Annotated in this window: 14 protein-coding genes and 1 tRNA gene; 9 read left to right on the forward strand and 6 right to left on the reverse strand. The window is 61.0% G+C overall.

The window, feature by feature from the left end; translation table 11 throughout:
• Window positions 1-7: 7 nt before the first annotated feature.
• Window positions 8-1,306: a murein L,D-transpeptidase family protein gene (locus EN874_RS06965; protein ID WP_127426173.1), complete on the forward strand. Its 1,299-nt coding sequence runs from the start codon at window positions 8-10 to the stop codon at window positions 1,304-1,306.
• Window positions 1,307-1,317: 11 nt separating this feature from the next.
• Window positions 1,318-1,557, forward strand: a complete 240-nt coding sequence (locus EN874_RS06970) for a sulfurtransferase TusA family protein (RefSeq protein WP_127426070.1) — start codon at window positions 1,318-1,320, stop codon at window positions 1,555-1,557.
• A 15-nt stretch (window positions 1,558-1,572) separates the two neighbouring features.
• Here EN874_RS06970 and EN874_RS06975 read toward each other — a convergent pair whose 3' ends face one another.
• Together EN874_RS06975 and EN874_RS06980 are read right to left on the reverse strand one after the other, a co-directional pair.
• Window positions 1,573-2,691, reverse strand: coding sequence for a GTP-binding protein (locus EN874_RS06975; RefSeq protein ID WP_245513494.1), 1,119 nt, complete (start codon window positions 2,689-2,691; stop codon window positions 1,573-1,575).
• A 2-nt stretch (window positions 2,692-2,693) separates the two neighbouring features.
• On the reverse strand, window positions 2,694-3,860 hold the full coding sequence (locus EN874_RS06980) for a D-alanyl-D-alanine carboxypeptidase family protein (protein ID WP_127426069.1): 1,167 nt from the start codon (window positions 3,858-3,860) through the stop codon (window positions 2,694-2,696).
• 210 nt (window positions 3,861-4,070) lie between these two features.
• Between EN874_RS06980 and EN874_RS06985 the strand changes: the two genes are divergently transcribed.
• Window positions 4,071-5,234, forward strand: a complete 1,164-nt coding sequence (locus EN874_RS06985) for a M20 aminoacylase family protein (protein WP_126087364.1) — start codon at window positions 4,071-4,073, stop codon at window positions 5,232-5,234.
• Window positions 5,235-5,388: 154 nt separating this feature from the next.
• Here EN874_RS06985 and EN874_RS06990 read toward each other — a convergent pair whose 3' ends face one another.
• Both EN874_RS06990 and EN874_RS06995 read right to left on the reverse strand, forming a co-directional pair.
• Window positions 5,389-6,000, reverse strand: a complete 612-nt coding sequence (locus tag EN874_RS06990) for a hypothetical protein (protein ID WP_127426068.1) — start codon at window positions 5,998-6,000, stop codon at window positions 5,389-5,391.
• A 147-nt stretch (window positions 6,001-6,147) separates the two neighbouring features.
• The gene (locus EN874_RS06995) at window positions 6,148-6,543 is read right to left on the reverse strand and encodes a helix-turn-helix domain-containing protein (RefSeq protein WP_168247395.1); all 396 of its coding nucleotides are present in this window, start codon (window positions 6,541-6,543) and stop codon (window positions 6,148-6,150) included.
• Between the two features lie 168 nt (window positions 6,544-6,711).
• Between EN874_RS06995 and EN874_RS07000 the strand changes: the two genes are divergently transcribed.
• Window positions 6,712-6,788: transfer RNA gene (locus EN874_RS07000), tRNA-Arg, on the forward strand.
• 220 nt (window positions 6,789-7,008) lie between these two features.
• On the opposite strand, the gene EN874_RS07005 is transcribed toward EN874_RS07000, so the two are convergent.
• A complete protein-coding gene (locus tag EN874_RS07005; protein WP_127426066.1) occupies window positions 7,009-8,352 on the reverse strand; it encodes a hypothetical protein in 1,344 nt (447 codons plus the stop codon).
• 762 nt (window positions 8,353-9,114) lie between these two features.
• Between EN874_RS07005 and EN874_RS07010 the strand changes: the two genes are divergently transcribed.
• The 3 genes from EN874_RS07010 to EN874_RS07020 all read left to right on the forward strand — a co-directional run bounded on the left by EN874_RS07010 (window position 9,115) and on the right by EN874_RS07020 (window position 11,596).
• The gene (locus EN874_RS07010) at window positions 9,115-9,546 is read left to right on the forward strand and encodes a very short patch repair endonuclease (protein WP_127426065.1); all 432 of its coding nucleotides are present in this window, start codon (window positions 9,115-9,117) and stop codon (window positions 9,544-9,546) included.
• Window positions 9,533-10,717 (forward strand): DNA cytosine methyltransferase, encoded by a 1,185-nt coding sequence (locus EN874_RS07015; protein ID WP_127426064.1) that lies wholly within the window; start codon window positions 9,533-9,535, stop codon window positions 10,715-10,717. Before EN874_RS07010 ends, EN874_RS07015 begins: the two co-directional genes overlap by 14 nt.
• Window positions 10,718-11,068: 351 nt before the next feature.
• Entirely contained in the window at window positions 11,069-11,596 is a 528-nt protein-coding gene (locus tag EN874_RS07020) for an SAM-dependent methyltransferase (RefSeq protein WP_245513495.1), read from the forward strand.
• Window positions 11,597-11,611: 15 nt separating this feature from the next.
• On the opposite strand, the gene EN874_RS07025 is transcribed toward EN874_RS07020, so the two are convergent.
• Window positions 11,612-12,304: a hypothetical protein gene (locus tag EN874_RS07025; RefSeq protein WP_127426063.1), complete on the reverse strand. Its 693-nt coding sequence runs from the start codon at window positions 12,302-12,304 to the stop codon at window positions 11,612-11,614.
• 135 nt (window positions 12,305-12,439) lie between these two features.
• Here EN874_RS07025 and EN874_RS07030 point away from each other — a divergent pair, with 135 nt between their 5' ends.
• Together EN874_RS07030 and EN874_RS07035 are read left to right on the forward strand one after the other, a co-directional pair.
• Window positions 12,440-14,746, forward strand: a complete 2,307-nt coding sequence (locus EN874_RS07030) for an ATP-binding protein (RefSeq protein ID WP_168247396.1) — start codon at window positions 12,440-12,442, stop codon at window positions 14,744-14,746.
• Window positions 14,743-16,425, forward strand: a complete 1,683-nt coding sequence (locus EN874_RS07035) for a DEAD/DEAH box helicase family protein (RefSeq protein WP_127426061.1) — start codon at window positions 14,743-14,745, stop codon at window positions 16,423-16,425. The genes EN874_RS07030 and EN874_RS07035 overlap by 4 nt, the downstream gene beginning before the upstream one ends.
• Window positions 16,426-16,561 lie beyond the last annotated feature (136 nt).

Below are 16,561 nucleotides of genomic sequence, written 5' to 3' on the forward strand. Positions count from 1 at the left end.
CGTACCGATGTTTGCCAAGCTTGCCCGTGCCGGAGTCCTGATCGCCGCGATAGGCGTTGCCGGCTGCAATGATTCGTCGATGAAGGACTTCGCGCCGGAGGCCAACAAGCCGCTGCCGGACAAGATCCTTGCCGACATGAAGGCCAAGGGCATGGTCCGCACCTCCTCGGTGATGGCGCGCATCTTCAAGGAAGAAGGCAAGCTGGAGATCTGGAAGGCCAAGACCAACGGCCGCTACGATCTCGTCGCCAGCTACGACATCTGCAAATGGTCGGGCAAGCTCGGTCCCAAATACACCGAGGGCGACCGCCAGGCGCCGGAAGGCTTCTATACGGTGCGTCCCTCGCAGATGAATCCGCGCTCGAACTATCATCTGTCCTTCAACATCGGTTACCCCAACGCCTATGACAGAGCCAACGGCCGCACCGGCACCAATCTGATGGTGCACGGCGCCTGCTCCTCGTCCGGCTGTTATTCGATGACCGACGCGCAGATCGAGCAGATCTATGCCTTCGGCCGTGACGCTTTCCAGGGCGGCCAGACCGATTTCCAGATCCAGGCCTTCCCGTTCCGCATGACCGCCGCCAACATGGCGCGCTACCGCAACGACCCGAACTACGAGTTCTGGAAGATGCTCAAGGTCGGCTACGACAATTTCGAGATCACCAAGGTGCCGCCGAAGGTCGACGTCTGCGAAAAACGCTACGTCTTCAACCAGGTCGCGCCCGAAGGCACGACCTTCGACCCGACTGGCGCCTGCCCGGCAAGCACCCAGCCGGACTCGTTGAAGACGGCCTATGCCGACTACGAGAAGCGTTACGACGCGGCCTACAATGCGGCCGTGAACTCGAGCACCCCGGCGCCCAAGCCGACCATTGCCGGCATCAAGGAAGCCAGCATCGTTTCCGACTGGTCGAAGCGCCGCGCCCGCGGCGAGCGCGTGCCGATCGACCCGCCGTCGATGAATTCCGACGGCTCGGTGACGGAGACGACGCGCATGGGCCGCATCGATTCGCCACTCGGCCGCAAGATGGCTGCGCTCGACGCGGAGAAGGAAGCCAAGCGCAAGGCTGAGGAGCAGCGGCTGGCCGCGATCGAGGCGGCCAAGGCCGCCAAGGAAGCAGCCAAGGCGCAGGCTCTGGCCGAAAAGGAAGCCGCCAAGCAGGCGGCGCAGCAGCCGGTGGTCACCGCGGGCGTCGAGGCGGCTCCCGCGCAACCGGCACCGGAAGCGCAGCAGGCCGCAAGTGCCGACGAAGGCACCGTGTCCAAGTTGAAGAAGAAGCTGCTCGGCATGTTCGGCGGCTAGATTTTTCGATCTTGGCCAGATCAACCGCTATCTACGACTTGAAGGGGCTGAATTGCCCGTTGCCGGTGCTGAAGGCCCGCAAACGGCTGGCCGCGATGCGGCCGGGCAGCCGCCTGTGGCTGGAAACCACCGACCCGCTGGCCGTGATCGACATTCCGGCATTCTGCGCCGATGCCGGCCATCAACTGATCGAGACGGCCGCGGTTGCCGGCGGCCATCGTTTCCTGGTCGAGCGCGGCGGCATCGCCTGAGCCTGTCTTTTCGGCTTACAGCCCGGCGATCGCCAGCGGATTCGCCTCGAGCGCCGTCCGGTCGGGCGTGTCGATGGACGGCTTGTTGGTGAAGGCGGCGAATAGCCGCTGGATATAGTGTTGCGGCATATCGAGCGTGATCAGCACCAGCCGGGTGCCGCGCTGCCCGTCCGGCCAGGCCGGCAGCCTTGCCGGCGGATGCAGGATCTTCTGCACGCCGTGGATGACCAGCGGCCGTGACGGATCTTCCGCGAGCTCGATCACGCCCTTCATGCGCAGCAGCTTCTCGCCATGCGTCGAGCGCAGCAGATCGAGGAACATCTCGATCGCCGAGAACGGCACCGGCCCGTCATGGACGAGCGAGTGGGCGTGCACGCGGGCATCGTGGCGGTGGTCGTGATGGTGATGGCCGTGGTCATCGCCGTGGTGATGATGGTCGTGATCATCAGCGGCCTCTTCGCCGAGCCAGCGCCGCACGTCGGCGCTCTTGGTTTCGGGATTGTAGAGGCCGCAATTGAACAGGGCCGCGGCGCCTGTAGCGGGATCATTGACGTCGAGCAGGACGGCGCCCGGATTTACCTGGTGAAGTCGGGCCCTGAGGGCCTCGACATCGCTTGCCTCGGCGAGATCGGTCTTGGTCAGCACGATGCGGTCGGCGACCGCCGCCTGCTTCACCGCTTCCACATGCGCATCGAGCGCGGCCTCGCCGTTGACGGCGTCGACCAGCGTGATGACGCCGTCCAGCCGGAAGGCCTGCATCAGCGCCGGATGAGCCATGATCGATTGCAGCACCGGGGCGGGATCGGCAAGCCCTGTGGTCTCGACGACGACACGCGCCAGCTTGGCGATGCGGCCGGTCTGCAGCCGGTCGACGAGATCGGCCAGCGTGTCGACGAGGTCACCGCGCACCGTGCAGCAGAGGCAGCCGTCGGAAAGCTGGATGATGCCGTCGGAGGCCTGCTCGACGAGCAGATGGTCGATCGCCACCTCGCCGAACTCGTTGATGATGACCGCCGTGTCGGCAAGCGCCGGATCCTTGAGCAGCCGGTTGAGCAGCGTCGTCTTGCCGGCGCCGAGAAAGCCTGTGACGACCGAGACGGGGATGGGAAAGCCGCCGCGCATCTGCCCGGTCATCGCTAGTTCGCCGCCTTGGCCGGCTGATCCCCCTGCGCCGCGGCGGATGCGGTGGCGGCGGGCGCGGCGCCGGCCGGCAGCGGCTTGTCGGGCCGCCAGGTCGGCAGCGGCACATCGGCATAGTTCTGATCGGTCTGGTCGACGAAGGCCTTGGGCGCCGGTCCGGTCGCGCCGCCGAGGCCGACCGCGATCAGTGTCGGGTGGTCGAGCTTCACCTGATAGGGCGATTTCGGCTTGTCCTTGGCGGCAACGGTGGGCGCTGCCTCGGATTGCTCGTCCTTCGGCTTCTTCTTGCAGATCTCGTCATGCAGATCGTTGGGCGACAGCGTGTCGCCATAGGGCTGGAGCGCCGCAAGCGTCGTCGAGCCGGCAGCCGGTGCGTCAAAACCCTGGTCGAGCAGCCTCGCCGCCGTCTCGGCGCGGCTGATCGCCGATCTTTCGCCGAGCACGACCGCGACCAGCGTGCGGCCATTGCGGGTCGCCGAGCCGATCATGTTGAATCCCGACGAGCAGACGAAGCCGGTTTTCATGCCGTCGGCGCCCGGGTAGCGCCCGATCAGCAGATTGTAGTTCGGAAGCGCCTTCTTGCCGACGGCAAGTCCTTCGATGGAGAACCACGGCGCATATTGCGGAAAATCATTGCGGAGCGCCGTCACCAGGACGGCAAGGTCGCGCGCGGTCGTGTACTGGTCCGGCGAATAGAGCCCGTTCGGATTGACGAAATGCGTTCCGACCATGCCTAGCCTGGCGGCCTCGGCATTCATGCGGTCGGCGAAGGCCGCCTGCGATCCGCCGATGTTCTCGCCGACGGCCATGGCGATGTCGTTGGCCGATTTGACCAGCATCATCTTCAGCGCATTGTCGAGCCGCATCACCGAGCCTGGCTTGAAGCCCATCTTGCTCGGCGGCTCGCCGGCCGAGTGTTTCGTCACCTTGATCGGCGAATCGAGCGCCACCTCGCCGGCGGCGATCGCGCGGAACGCGACATAGGCCGTCATCAGCTTGCTGAGCGAGGCCGGATACCAGCGCTTGAAGGCGTCCTGATGCTCCAGCACCTTGCCGCTCGTGAGGTCGAAAAGCACCACCGGATTGGCCCGCGCAGCGCCGGAAAGCACCGGCAGCGCCAGCGCGCCCGCAAGCAATAGGTTGAGGAAATGCCCTTGCCGCATGATCAATTCCGAAATCGCCTCTTGCCGTAATTGCCGCTGGCTCCGTAAGATTTCGTTACGCGACGGCCAGCTTGGTGCGGACCGTCCCTCGACCCGGCCGCACCATGCGGTGCTATTTACCCTATGTGACGCCAAAATGGCAAAGCGCCACAATCACAATTGCTGAGCAGCGGCCTTAACCGTTCGCTCCAACAAAGAAATGGACCGATTATGCCGATTCTCAACCGTGCCGCGGAAATGCAGGACGAAGTCGCCGGCTGGCGGCGCCATCTGCACCAGACGCCGGAACTGAACTTCGACGTGTTCCAGACCGCCGCCTTCGTCACCGACAAGCTGAAGGCTTTCGGCTGCGACGAGGTTGTGACGGGGCTCGGCAAGACCGGCGTCGTCGGCATCATCCGCGGCCGCAACGGCGAGGGTTCGACCATCGGTCTGCGCGCCGACATGGACGCGCTGCCGATCAACGAGATCACCGGCAAGCCCTATGCCTCGACCGTTCCCGGCAAGATGCATGCCTGCGGCCATGACGGCCACACCGCCATGCTGCTCGGCGCGGCCAAATATCTCGCCGAGACGCGTAATTTCGCCGGCTCCGTGGCGGTGATCTTCCAGCCGGCCGAGGAAGGCGGCGGCGGCGGCAACGAGATGGTCAAGGACGGCATGATGGAGCGCTTCGGCATCGCGAAGGTGTTCGGCATGCACAATATGCCCGGCCTTCCCGTCGGCGAGTTCGCCATCAAGCCCGGGCCGATCATGGCGGCGACCGCCGAATTCACCATCACCGTCAAAGGGCACGGCGGCCATGCCGCCATGCCGCACGGCACGATCGACCCGATCGTGATCACCAGCCAGCTGGTCGGCGCCTTGCAGACCATCGCCTCGCGCAGCACCGATCCGGTCGAGGCCGTCGTGGTGTCGGTGACCAAGTTCCATGCCGGCGATGCCTATAACGTCATTCCGGAACAGGCCGAGATCGCCGGCACGGTGCGCACGCTGAAGAAGGAAGTGGCCAGGAAGGCGGAAGAGCGCATGCGCGCCATCTGCGCCGGCCTGGCGTCGGCATTCGGCGCGACGATCGAGGTCGACTTCGATGCCAACTATCCCGTCACCTTCAACCATGCGCAGGAGACGGTCTTCGCCAGCGATGTCGCCGCCGGCGTCGCCGGCGACGCCCATGTCCACCGCGCCATCCAGCCGGTGATGGGCGGCGAGGATTTTTCCTACATGCTGGAAGCACGCCCCGGCGCCTTCATTTTCATCGGCAACGGCGACTCGGCCGGCCTCCACCATCCGGCCTACGACTTCAACGACGAGGTGATCCCGCACGGCATGAGCTACTGGGTGCGGCTGGCCGAGACGGCGCTTGCCGCCTGACGCTTTTTGCGGAGAGGCGATCTCGCCTGGCCGCCGCCCGGCGCCACGCAGCAAGACACTGGCGATCGGCCGGTAACGCCTCTGTCGGTAGCTAATCAAGTTGTCCGGTTTGGTAGCACATCATTTGTCCGCTTCAGTTTTGCGTCGAAGCGGTTCACGCAGCTTGCCCGGTGGGGCAGGTTTGCTGGATTGCGGTGCCTTGTGAGCTGTATTGGGCAATGCGGCGCGGCCCGTGGAAGATTGCGAGCGTACCATCCGGGTATTGCCTGACCTTGACCGCAGCCTTGACGAAATGGTGTCGGATCGGACTTTGCGGCAGCTGCAAGCGCAGCCGCGCGAAGGCGACGGTATTGTCGCGGGCAACGACGCGCTCTTCCTGGATGCACAGGATCTCGGCCAGAACGGCTGGATCGGCGGCGACGAAGGCGCTGTCCTGGACCGCGGCCGGCCTGGCGAAGCGGGCGTTGTGGGCCGGCAGATAGGTCTGTGCGATGAAGCGGTTGGCGGCCTCGATATCGGCAATGCCGGCCAGCGCCAGCTCCTTTGGCAGCCGATCCTGCAAGGTGCAGAACATCCGCTCCGAGCGGCCCCTGGCTTCAGGCGAATAAGCCGGGATATGCTCGATGCCCAGTTGCCGCAGCGCCCGCCCGACCTGCGTCAGCCGGCTCTTGTCGACCGCCTCGCCGGCCTTGAGCGTCACGAAGTAATGGCTGCCGCGATCGGTGTCGAGGCTCGAGGGCAGGCCTTTGGCGGCAAAGGTCTCCATAAGCCCCTGAAAGCTCGACGCCGTGCTCTTCCTCGGCAACCAGAAAGGCCGAATAGAGCTTGCTCGTGGCGTCGTCCATCGTCACGATCAGGTCCAGCTCCGGCTGGCCCGCCAGCCAGGCATGCCGGCTGCCGTCCTGGTGCAGCATCATCCCCTCGCACGGCTTCCTTTCCCGCTTGCGCCGATGCGCCCCGCGTCGCTTGGCCCGCTCGACCAACCCGGCCGCATGAAGCTGCGTCTTGATGAAGGTATAACCCAGCTGAAGTCGTGATCGCGTATCAGGTGCTCGTGGAAATGCTTCACGTTCCAACCGAGGTAACGGTTCCGGTAAAGCTCGAGCATCTCCTCGATTGCCTCCGCGGGCACCCGGCGCGTCGAAAGCTTGCCCAAACGCCGGTCCCTTAAGCCATCCTCCCCAGCCTCGTCGTAGCGGTCACGGTACCGGCGGAACTGGCGTTCCGACATCCCTAGCAGTTCACCCGCCTCCATCATCGAAAGATCGCCACCATTCCAGCGGCTCAAAACGTCCCGAAACTTCTGCATTCTCCGGTCCTGCAGCCTTGCTGTCCGTCCCATCCCCAGCCTCCATTCGCTGGCGATAAAACCGGACAACTCGTGTGCTACCTAACCCGGACAACTCATGTGCTTACGACATCGGCCGGTAACGCCTCTTGGCGAACCGGCCCGAAGCGTTTATGTGTCGGGCCGCGTGGTCCCGTAGCTCAGTTGGATAGAGCGGCAGATTCCTAATCTGTAGGTCACAGGTTCGATTCCTGTCGGGATCACCAGCTAAATCAATAGTTTAGATGCCATCGGAGGCACCTCTTATGTCGCATCATGTTACAAACGACTTCCGTTGATTTCCAAGGGTTTCCTGGGATTGTCGGCACGTCCACGCGACATGGACGCGACATAGAAAGCTGGAGGGCGGCACAGACAGGTCAGCCCTTTCAGTATGGTTCAGCGGGTTTGATCTTCTACGGATTTCAGCGGCAAGTCTTGCCGATGTCATTGCTTATCGCCAGGGACATCGGCCAGATCCGCCGGTACCAAGCCGGCTTCAACGGCCCATTGCAGTTCGGTTCTCGACGTCGCCAAGCCCTTCTCCTCATCGATCGACCAAAGTTGAAGCTCGACAGAGGGCGAGTAACTGAAATACTCGCCGGAGCCCTCAATCTCGCCATCGGCACGTGGCTCCTCGAACTCAATCTTGGCGAACGTTGCCGATATATCGAGGAAAAGCGGACTGATGAGAGCGTCGACCTGGTGGAGGCGGCGTCGCACCCACGCCAACATTGGGCCCATCCTGCGCGCCTCGTCGCCGGTAGCACTTTCCAAATGCGAGAGAACGGCGGTTAGCTTGGCGCGTTGAGCAAGCTGCTCGTGGATGGCATCGACGAAAGCCATGCGTTGCTTTTCTCGTGCTTTGAAAGCCTCTTCGCGTAATCGGCGTGCTTCCGCTTCTCTCCACTGACGTTTCCGCTCTTCGTCGGCACGGCGTCGTTCCTTGATAAGCGCCGCATGTTCCGCGAAGCCAGCCAAAACGGTTGGGAGAATATCCTCGAGCGCTCGGGTTTTTCGGTCCGAATAGGTCCGGCGAAGTCCGGAATAGGAGTTCGCTCGGATGACGATGGCCAGCCGTCCCGACGGAGCATGCCATGGCGTCCTTGGGTTACCCCAGCGGTGATTTTCGTCCCTGCGCTTCAACTCGACGGCGGTTGGCTCATGTGGGGCTTTCCCTGGCCGCTCCTCAAGGCCAAAAGCGACGGCCTCTCCATCGACAACAAGATCCAGTCCGTTGTCGGCGACCTGGGGCCGAAACCCCTGCGTTTCGGCCAGCACAAGAAACCGGCTCAAGACTTGAAGTCCGCGCTCAATGGAGGGGAGCGCGATTTTCAGTGGCACGACACCACGACCCCGAGCTTCAACAAATCCTTCCCCGTCCGGGCGAGCCTTGTAAATCGCGCGACGGGTAGCGTTCAGGACTGCAGCTTCCACGGCATGGGTTTCGGTTGCTACAGATGCGTCGTCTGGCACTGAAGCTGCGAGTTCTTCCAGCCGGTGACGCGCCCTTGCCTTCGCTTGTCGCACTTCTTCGGGTAGTCGCTCCTCGACCCCTCCGAGGATACGAATTTGAGCGAGGCGCGTGTCGGCCAGCTTCGGCAAAGGCACTTTTCGCACCGGTTTGCCGTGTTCGAGCTTTGCCCAGTATCCGCGTTCTGGGGTGGGGATCTTATGTCGATCGCAGGTCTTCTTCAGGGCTGTGCTGGAGACGCCGTACTCGGCGGCTACCCTTGTCATTGCCCTGGACCAAACCTGCTCATAAAGTTGATCGCGCGATACGTTTCGCACACTTCGACCTCCTCGTTGTCGAAAGCTCACACATACCACCACGCGACTGGGCGTCGCCGGAATATCCACCAAGGGACGGGCGGGCGATACCTATGAGATCACAAGCTATGGGCGACAATCTTGGCTGAGGCGATATTCGTGCGACGCTCAAAAATGTGCAGGAGCGGGATGAGCACGGGTCGCCCAAATACCGTGAATACCACGGTAGACAGATCCCGATTTACGATCCACCGCCGGGCATTGGACTCATCGACGAAATCCGCGGCGAGCCACTCTGGACGGCGTGGCTTCGCGTTTCCCCACGCTTTACGAGCGACGCGTTCGCCTCGCTGAGCAACGGACGATCACTGTTCCTGGCTATACACGAGCGAAAAAGGGACCGCGCGCTGGGTGCAGAGCGTGAGCTTGCAAACGACCGACCCTGCCCAGGATTAAACCGCGATTGAGTGCTCTCGCTCACCATTGCCGAGGTGCCGTGCTTCGCCTGACCGGGATCAAGCCTTCGCACGGGTGGGGTGGCTGTAGGATGACAGGCAACGCCGTCAGCCAGAGTCTTTCTAAGGTTGTTGGCTGCGTGGCCCATCACTGCTGGCTCATTGCGTGATCAATCGCCCTTGGAAAGCATGAGCGATCTGGAATCAATAAGTGCCCATGGGATCAGATCACCGCAACCATCAAAGGTGCGCTCACTCGAGTTCGCGACCCCTGCCCTCCGCGAGCCACCGCTAGACAAGCAAGATCTATCTTCTTTATCGTTGCCTAGTGGCCGACACCCTCACTCTTCTCGAACGAAGTCAGCGCATGGCGCGCATCAACGGCGCGGATACCAAACCAGAGCTGATTGTTAGGGGGCTACTGTGGCACATGGGATACCGATTCCGCCTCCATGCGCGGGATCTGCCCGGCAAGCCCGACATTGTATTTCGTGGCCGTAAGCGTGCAATTTTCGTGCACGGCTGCTTCTGGCACCGCCACCCCGATCCAGCGTGCCGGTTGGCGCGTTTACCGAAAAGCCGGCTCGACTTCTGGGTGCCGAAGCTGGAGGCCAACCGCAGGCGTGACGTGGAAAATATTTCGCAACTTAGAGCGCTCGGATGGCGGGTCCTGCTTGTGTGGGAATGCAGGATGAAGGATAGAGAACAATTGGGAAACACGCTTTATCGGTTTGTCGAGGGGATTGATGAAGGCGATTGAGCTTTTCGCAGGCGCCGGGGGCCTGGGACTAGGGGTTAGCCGGGCGGGGTTCACGCCGATCGAAGTTGTCGAGTGGGACCGCTGGTGTTGCGACACCATACGCGAGAACCGCGCGCGGGGCTTGGATGGGATGCGTCACTGGCCGCAGCCGCGCGAAGCGGATGTCCGTAGTATCTCGTTTGATGGTCTCGCCGGCATCGATTTGGTGACGGGAGGCCCACCCTGCCAACCTTTCTCACTGGGAGGGAGGCATCGCGCGCAGCATGATCATCGCGACATGTGGCCAGAGACGGTGCGGATCGTGCGTGAGACCCAACCGTCAGCTTTTATTTTCGAGAATGTGAAGGGTCTCACTCGCGAGACTTTCGCGATCTATTTCAGCTATATTTTCCTCCAACTCACGTATCCCGAAATAGTGTTTCGTGGGGACGAGACCTGGCTAGATCATCGCGCGCGATTAGAACAGCACCACACCTCCAGCCGGTCTTCAGGGCTGAGCTACCGGGTGCTCCCGCCAAAAGTGCTCAATGCGGCCAACTACGGCGTGCCGCAAAAGCGCGCGCGCGTCTTCTTCGTTGGGTTCCGCTCGGACCTAGGCGTTGAATGGTCGTTCCCGCGCGAGACTCATTCCCGTGACGCGCTTCTATGGGATCAGTATCGAGGCGGCGACTATTGGGATCGACATGAGGTAGCTAAGTCGCATCGCTTAGCCGACGAGCCTGCAATACGCGCTGCTGGGGCGATTGTCGTTAGACCAACCACGCTTCCCTGGACAACCACCCGCGACGCGCTGATCGGGTTGCCGGATCCCGAACTGTCGCCTGGGGCGACGCACGGGTTCAAGGACCACCGGTTGCAAGTCGGAGCCCGCTCGTACCAAGGGCATACCGGAAGCCCGCTCGACGAACCCGCCAAGACCTTAAAGGCGGGCGTTCATGGAGTACCCGGCGGCGAGAACATGCTGCGCCGTCCCGACGGCTCAGTGCGCTATTTCACGGTGCGAGAGAGCGCGCGGCTGCAGACATTCCCGGATGACTACGCATTTCACGGCTCCTGGAGCGAGACGATGCGCCAACTCGGCAACGCTGTTCCGGTCGACCTCGCCCACGTAGTGGCATCCTCGGTTCGCGAGCATTTGGATCGAGCGAACGCTCATGCCGGCCGAGTATGACTTACACCCTTTCTACCATGCACGGCGGTCGGCATTGCGATCTCGTGTGTTTGCAATCCAATTCTGTTAGCTCTACCGAGAACAACCGGAACAACCGTGATATCGTCAGGTCGTCAATTCGAATCGCCTGCATGACCCGTGTACATGAACCAGGCGGGCGCTTAGAGCGATCTAATGAATGTAACGCAAAACAGGTCCCATGCGGTCATGGCCCAAAGGTACGAGGCCGCAGACAGCCTAGACGATTTTCCGACTCCACCGTGGGCCACTCGAGCGCTCATTGAGCATGTGCTTGGAGTCGATGACGTCGGGTCGATGAGTTGTCTCGAACCCGCGTGCGGACGCGGCCACATGGCTGAAGCGTTGCGACCCTACTTTCGAAAGCTGGAAGTGAGCGACATCGGCGGCTACGGATACGGTGATCGCCGCGATTTTCTTTCGATTGAGAGGCGCCAAATCATCGACTGGGTAATCACCAACCCGCCCTTTCGCTTGGCTGAAGACTTCTTTCTTCACGCTCACGAAATCGCGCGCGTCGGCGTCGCCCTTCTGGTGCGCACCGTCTTTCTCGAGAGCATTGGTCGGCACTTGCGGGTCTTCTCCAAATTCGCTCCAACAATGGTCGCTCAATTCTCGGAGCGAGTGCCGATGGTAAAAGGGCGGTTGGATCCAAAGGCGTCCACCGCGACCGGATACGCCTGGATCATCTGGCGAAAGCCACTGGTTCGGGACACCCGCCTTGTCTGGATACCGCCGTGCCGCAAAGTCCTGGAGCGAAGTATGGATTACGAGCCCGGGTTCCTCAATTGTTTCTCCGTGCCCGCGAACATACCATGTGAGCCGCGCGGAATTTCCAAAGATCTATTCACAGACCTGTAGGTCATACATCGTCAATCAGATAGCTCCATGCTCGATCAAGGCGTAGAGCCCATCGCGGAATCGAGCGTTGACCGCCTCAATCGCGGCCTGAACAGGAAAACCGAAGTGCTGATCGAGGTCATCTCCAACCAACGAGAATGGTTCGGGGATCGATCGTAGCCCGTAGTAGAACACAATGTAGGCGGTGGCGCCTCGCGCCGGAAGTCCCATCGAACGGGCATAATCTCTGAGATGCATCTGGGTGCGCAGAAGCTCGTTCAAGATCAGGCGCTTTTTCCCAGCATCATATTCGCCGTTGCCACGTTTCACATTGTACGACCCGATACCGCCGGTAGCGCTGTCGAAAACGAGAAGATCAACCGGTATGGTTTGATCATACTCGCCATACAACATTGATATCTCCCTATAGGCAGCGGGCGGCATAGCCTTTTGCAGTTCAAGTCGAGAAGCTGGGCCGAGTTTGAATTCGTCCTCTGTCCATACTTGGAAACGTCCGCAATCCTTCAATCTCTCGAGCAGCGCGCGGCCCAGGATCTGGCCATGTCGCTTGTAGGCCGAACTAATAATGCTTGTCGCGCGTGAATACTTTGCGCCTCCGATTGGATCGGATCGAAAGCTCGTATCGGCCAGTTTGGTTAACGCCGCGTTTAGCGTCGGCTGCATCCGCACCAAGAAGGCCTCGAGATCTTCTGTATGTCGCTCTTTCATCATCGCCCCCGGGACTTGTATCATCTACGGTGGTACACGCACTACCGAATCGAAGGGGGAACGATGGCGCAACCAATACCTCAGACGGCCGGCACGAGGGAGTTTGATCTCGCTCCTTCGCCACGTGTTCTCCCGATGCTCGGCGAGATCAACCTCGACCAGTGGCGGTGTGTCGGTGAGTTGGTGGATAACTCGATTGACGGCTTTCTTCACGCGAAGCGACGTGGCGAGGGTGTAGACGATCCCGTCGTGCAGATCACCCTTCCGGAAGCTGACCGAGAGGAGGCCGTCGTTCAGATCGTCGACAACGGCCCGGGAATGACGACCGGGAACCTCGAGAAAGCCGTGAAGGCGGGTTGGTCGGGCAACAACCCAACCGACAATCTCGGTCTTTTCGGAATGGGGTTCAACATTGCAACCGCACGATTAGGTCTGACCACTGAAGTGTGGACGACCCAGGCCGGCGATGCGGAGTGGCATGGTCTCGAGATCGACTTCGATCGCCTGCAGCGTCAGGGGAATTTCCGCACCCCGTTGCTGACTACGCCGAAGCCCGACTCGTCTGTCCACGGAACGAAGATTATCATACGTCGGCTTAAGCCGGCGCAGCGCCAGTGGCTTGGGAAGTCCGGCAATCAATCACAACTCAGAAAGAGGCTTTCGCAAGCTTATGCCGCGATGCTGCGACCTAATGGCCACCCAATTGAGTTCAAGCTATATCTAAATAATCGCGTGGTGCTTTCGCGCCCGTTTTGTCTTTGGGGGGAAACTCGATCAACCGAACTACCCGACCTTGGCGAGGTGCTCGCTGTCCAAACGTTCAACTATCCCCTCAGCGACCGCCACCATTGCATATCCTGCATGAACTGGGTCGCGATTCCAACTACCGCGCCTGAGGTGTGTCCGGTCTGTGGAGGCGAGGGAACTCTTCAGAGACGCACACGGCGTGTGCACGGTTGGCTCGGTCTTCAACGCTATGCGGATGCCGTCGACTTCGGCCTCGATTTCATCCGGAACGGACGGAAGATCGAACTTAGCAGCAAAGACCTCTTCATCTGGCGCGGCGACAACGGTGAGGAGCCAGAATACCCGATCGATGACCCAAGCCGACGCGGCCGCTTTGTGGGCGAAATCCACATTGATCACTGCCGGGTGAATTTCGCCAAGGAACGCTTCGATAGGACTGACCCGGCTTGGGATGAGATGGTGAAGCTCATCAGGGGCGAAGGGCCGCTGCGCCCAGAGAAGGCTCGAGAACTCGGGCACGCCAACAACAGCAGCCCCCTCTTCAAGCTTTATCGAGCGTTCCGCCGAATGAGGCCGCATAGCAGCGTCGCTGGCGGTTGGAGACGCCTTCTGGCGGTCCCGGACAATGGGATCGCAAAGGAACTCTCTCAAAAGTTCTATGACGGACATCCCGACTATCAGGAGGATACCCATTGGTGGCGCCTCATCGAGGAGGCCGAGCGGCGGCTGCTTACAACGTCCGGCACCCCGGGTGACGATAGTAATGATGACGAGGAGCTGCCGGAAGGCTTCCTCGACGAGCCTAAGCAGCCACAAGCGGAAGCGGAAGCGGAAGTGCCGCAGGTCGCGCCACCACCCTCGCCAGACTATCGCGCGCAACGGCGCGAGGCTCCGAGCCTGTCCAGAACCTACGTCTACGCCCCGGCTGGTCAAACCTTCACCGTTAGGGCATTTGACTGTGTCGCGCATGATCCAGACATCGGCACTGACGCCGCCTGGAGTCTTATCATGGGCGACGTGGCGACCAGGACCTATCATTTCTTGTTCAAGCCGCGAGCCGATGTGTTTCGTTCCATCACCCTTGAACCTCTAGACGCGCTTCTCATCGAACTCTCGTTTCTCACGGGCGAGTATCTGCGGACCGCGAAAGTAGCGCCTTCCAATGCCGCACTGCTAAGTTACTATCGTGAGCACTACGCCCAAACGGCAAGCTTGGACGCTAGAATGATCGCGTTGGACGCGAGCGATGCGCTATCCACATTGGCTAGAGCGATTCTCCACAACATGCCGGGCACTGAAACTAGTAAGCTGTTCGACGCCCTCACTGTTGAGCAGCGGTCCGATGTCATGCGGGCACTGGCTCGAAAAGGTATCGCGCCTGCGGCTCCAATCGCGGACGGCTCGTTTCTCACCGCCGCACCTGTGACGATCCTCGGGCAGATTATCGAGGCGTTCCCTAACCTCGTCTTCGACGGAACGTTCTGGGACACACCCTATTCCTCGCTTGACTATGGTGACGCCCAGCTAACCGAGCGCGCTAAACAGCAAGTCATCGACCGAGCGAAGTCGCTCGTCTCGGATGCCTCTTGGCTGGCGGAGGCTGACAGCACAATACTAGGCGACATCCGCAAGGAGGAACTGGTACGAGGACTGATGTCCGTCAGTCTCCTACGTCCTGACCGGGAAATCCTGTGAGCCACCCGTTCCTGGATGAGCGCCGCCTGCTCGACGGTCCATGGCAGGCCTTTGAGCGCGACGTAGCAAGAGCGTTTATGTTTGCCGGGTTCGACGATGTCCGCATCGTCGGTGGCACCGGCGACATGGGCGCCGATGTGGTGGGCGTGAAGGCCGGCCAAGTTTGGGTTGTCCAATGTAAGTTCACGAGCACCTCATCACCCCCGAAGGCGGCGGTCGAGGAGGTGCTCGCGGCGGGCCGATTTTACGAAGCCGATCGCATGGCTCTCGCGACTAGCCGCGCGCCAGGCAAAGCCCTTATCGACGAGTTGGCCCGTGTAAAGGGACTTGGGTTCAAGGTCGATCTGCTGAGCCCAAACAAACTTATGCAGATTATGGCGAGCGTACCCGATCTGCCGCCAACGCGCAGGGAATTACGATCCTATCAGGACCACGCCTGTGATCGTCTTTTTGCTGCGCTGGAGGAGACAGGTCGCGGCCAACTTGTCCTGGCGACGGGGCTAGGAAAAACGGTCGTGATGGCGGAGGTCGCATCACGCCTTTTTGACGCCGGTACCCTAGAAAACAGACGCATCCTAGTTCTAGCCGACAAGCGTGAACTTGTTCGCCAGCTCCAAATTGGGTTCTGGGCGCAGCTGCCGAAGGACGTCGCCACACATCTTCTCGCGCCAGAAGAGGAACCTGCCTACTGGGAAGGAGTCACATTTGCGACGGTTCAGACGGTTCACAGCCGCGTTGAGAAACTGCCGGAATTTGACGCTGTCTTCGTGGACGAGGCACATCATATCGGTTCACGAACATATCAGGAGGTGTTGCATAAACTCGCTCCTAAGCGGCTCGCTGGGGTGACCGCCACCCCATGGCGCGGCGACGAATTCGACATTGATAGCGTCCTCGGCCAACCTCTCTCTCGCGTCGGCATCGCTGAGGGTTTGAAGTTTGGTTATTTGAGCGAGGTCGATTATCGGCTGCTTGCTGATAACATCGACTGGGAATTTATTCAGAACGCTTCGGCCTATGGCTACACGCTGACTGAATTGAACCGGCGGCTGATCATTCCCACCCGGGACGAGGAAGTGGCGCGCATTTTCGCCGACGTCTTCAAGCAGGAAAACCGCAAGTCCGCGCTAGTCTTCTCGCCGAGCGTCGATCACGCGGAGCACTTCGCTGCCACGCTCCGCCTGTTCGGCTTTCAGGCTGAAGCCATGTTCGGCGACTCGCCAGCACGCGAGCGAGACAAGCTGATGTCGCAATTTAAGAGGGGCACTCTTGATGTCCTCTGCACCGTCGATCTATTCAACGAGGGCGTCGATGTACCCGACGTTGATTTGATCGCGTTCATGCGCGCGACCCACAGCCGTCGCATTTTCGTGCAGCAGCTGGGCCGCGGCCTTCGAATAAAGCCAGGCAAGGACAAGGTGGTTATCCTCGATTTCGTAACAGACCTGCGGCGCATTGCCGAAGTCACCGAACTGGAACGGATGGCGGGGCTTAACGCGCCGACCGAGAAGCTGCCATTGGGCAGCCATCTCATCGAATTCGCGGATCGGTCCGCAGGCTCCTTCCTGATGGAATGGGTCAAGGACCAAGCGTCACTCTTGCTTCGCGAGGGGGATCCTACGTTAGATTTGCCCAGCTTCGAATATCCGAACACGCTTCCGCGCGGGGGCGTGCATTGACCGTCCCGAGGGAAGTCCGAGACGCGATTAAGGAGCGCCTTTGGCAAACGGCAGACCGCCTCCAATGGGATTCGCTCACCCAATCGGAGAAAGCGCGCCATTATCAGCAATGGACCGACAGCGATATCGGTCGAAC

Origin of the sequence: Mesorhizobium sp. M1D.F.Ca.ET.231.01.1.1, from assembly GCF_003999155.2 — a bacterium.
Classification (GTDB): domain Bacteria; phylum Pseudomonadota; class Alphaproteobacteria; order Rhizobiales; family Rhizobiaceae; genus Mesorhizobium.

Excerpts from the sequence above, each read along its gene's own strand:
- EN874_RS06965 (WP_127426173.1), top strand. The coding sequence starts at position 8 with ATGTTTGCCAAGCTTGCCCGTGCCGGAGTCCTGATCGCCGCGATAGGC.
- EN874_RS06975 (WP_245513494.1), bottom strand. The coding sequence starts at position 2,691 with ATGACCGGGCAGATGCGCGGCGGCTTTCCCATCCCCGTCTCGGTCGTC.
- EN874_RS06980 (WP_127426069.1), bottom strand. The coding sequence starts at position 3,860 with ATGCGGCAAGGGCATTTCCTCAACCTATTGCTTGCGGGCGCGCTGGCG.
- EN874_RS06985 (WP_126087364.1), top strand. The coding sequence starts at position 4,071 with ATGCCGATTCTCAACCGTGCCGCGGAAATGCAGGACGAAGTCGCCGGC.
- EN874_RS06990 (WP_127426068.1), bottom strand. The coding sequence starts at position 6,000 with ATGGAGACCTTTGCCGCCAAAGGCCTGCCCTCGAGCCTCGACACCGAT.
- EN874_RS06995 (WP_168247395.1), bottom strand. The coding sequence starts at position 6,543 with ATGCAGAAGTTTCGGGACGTTTTGAGCCGCTGGAATGGTGGCGATCTT.
- EN874_RS07015 (WP_127426064.1), top strand. The coding sequence starts at position 9,533 with ATGAAGGCGATTGAGCTTTTCGCAGGCGCCGGGGGCCTGGGACTAGGG.
- EN874_RS07020 (WP_245513495.1), top strand. The coding sequence starts at position 11,069 with ATGGCTGAAGCGTTGCGACCCTACTTTCGAAAGCTGGAAGTGAGCGAC.
- EN874_RS07025 (WP_127426063.1), bottom strand. The coding sequence starts at position 12,304 with ATGAAAGAGCGACATACAGAAGATCTCGAGGCCTTCTTGGTGCGGATG.
- EN874_RS07030 (WP_168247396.1), top strand. The coding sequence starts at position 12,440 with ATGCTCGGCGAGATCAACCTCGACCAGTGGCGGTGTGTCGGTGAGTTG.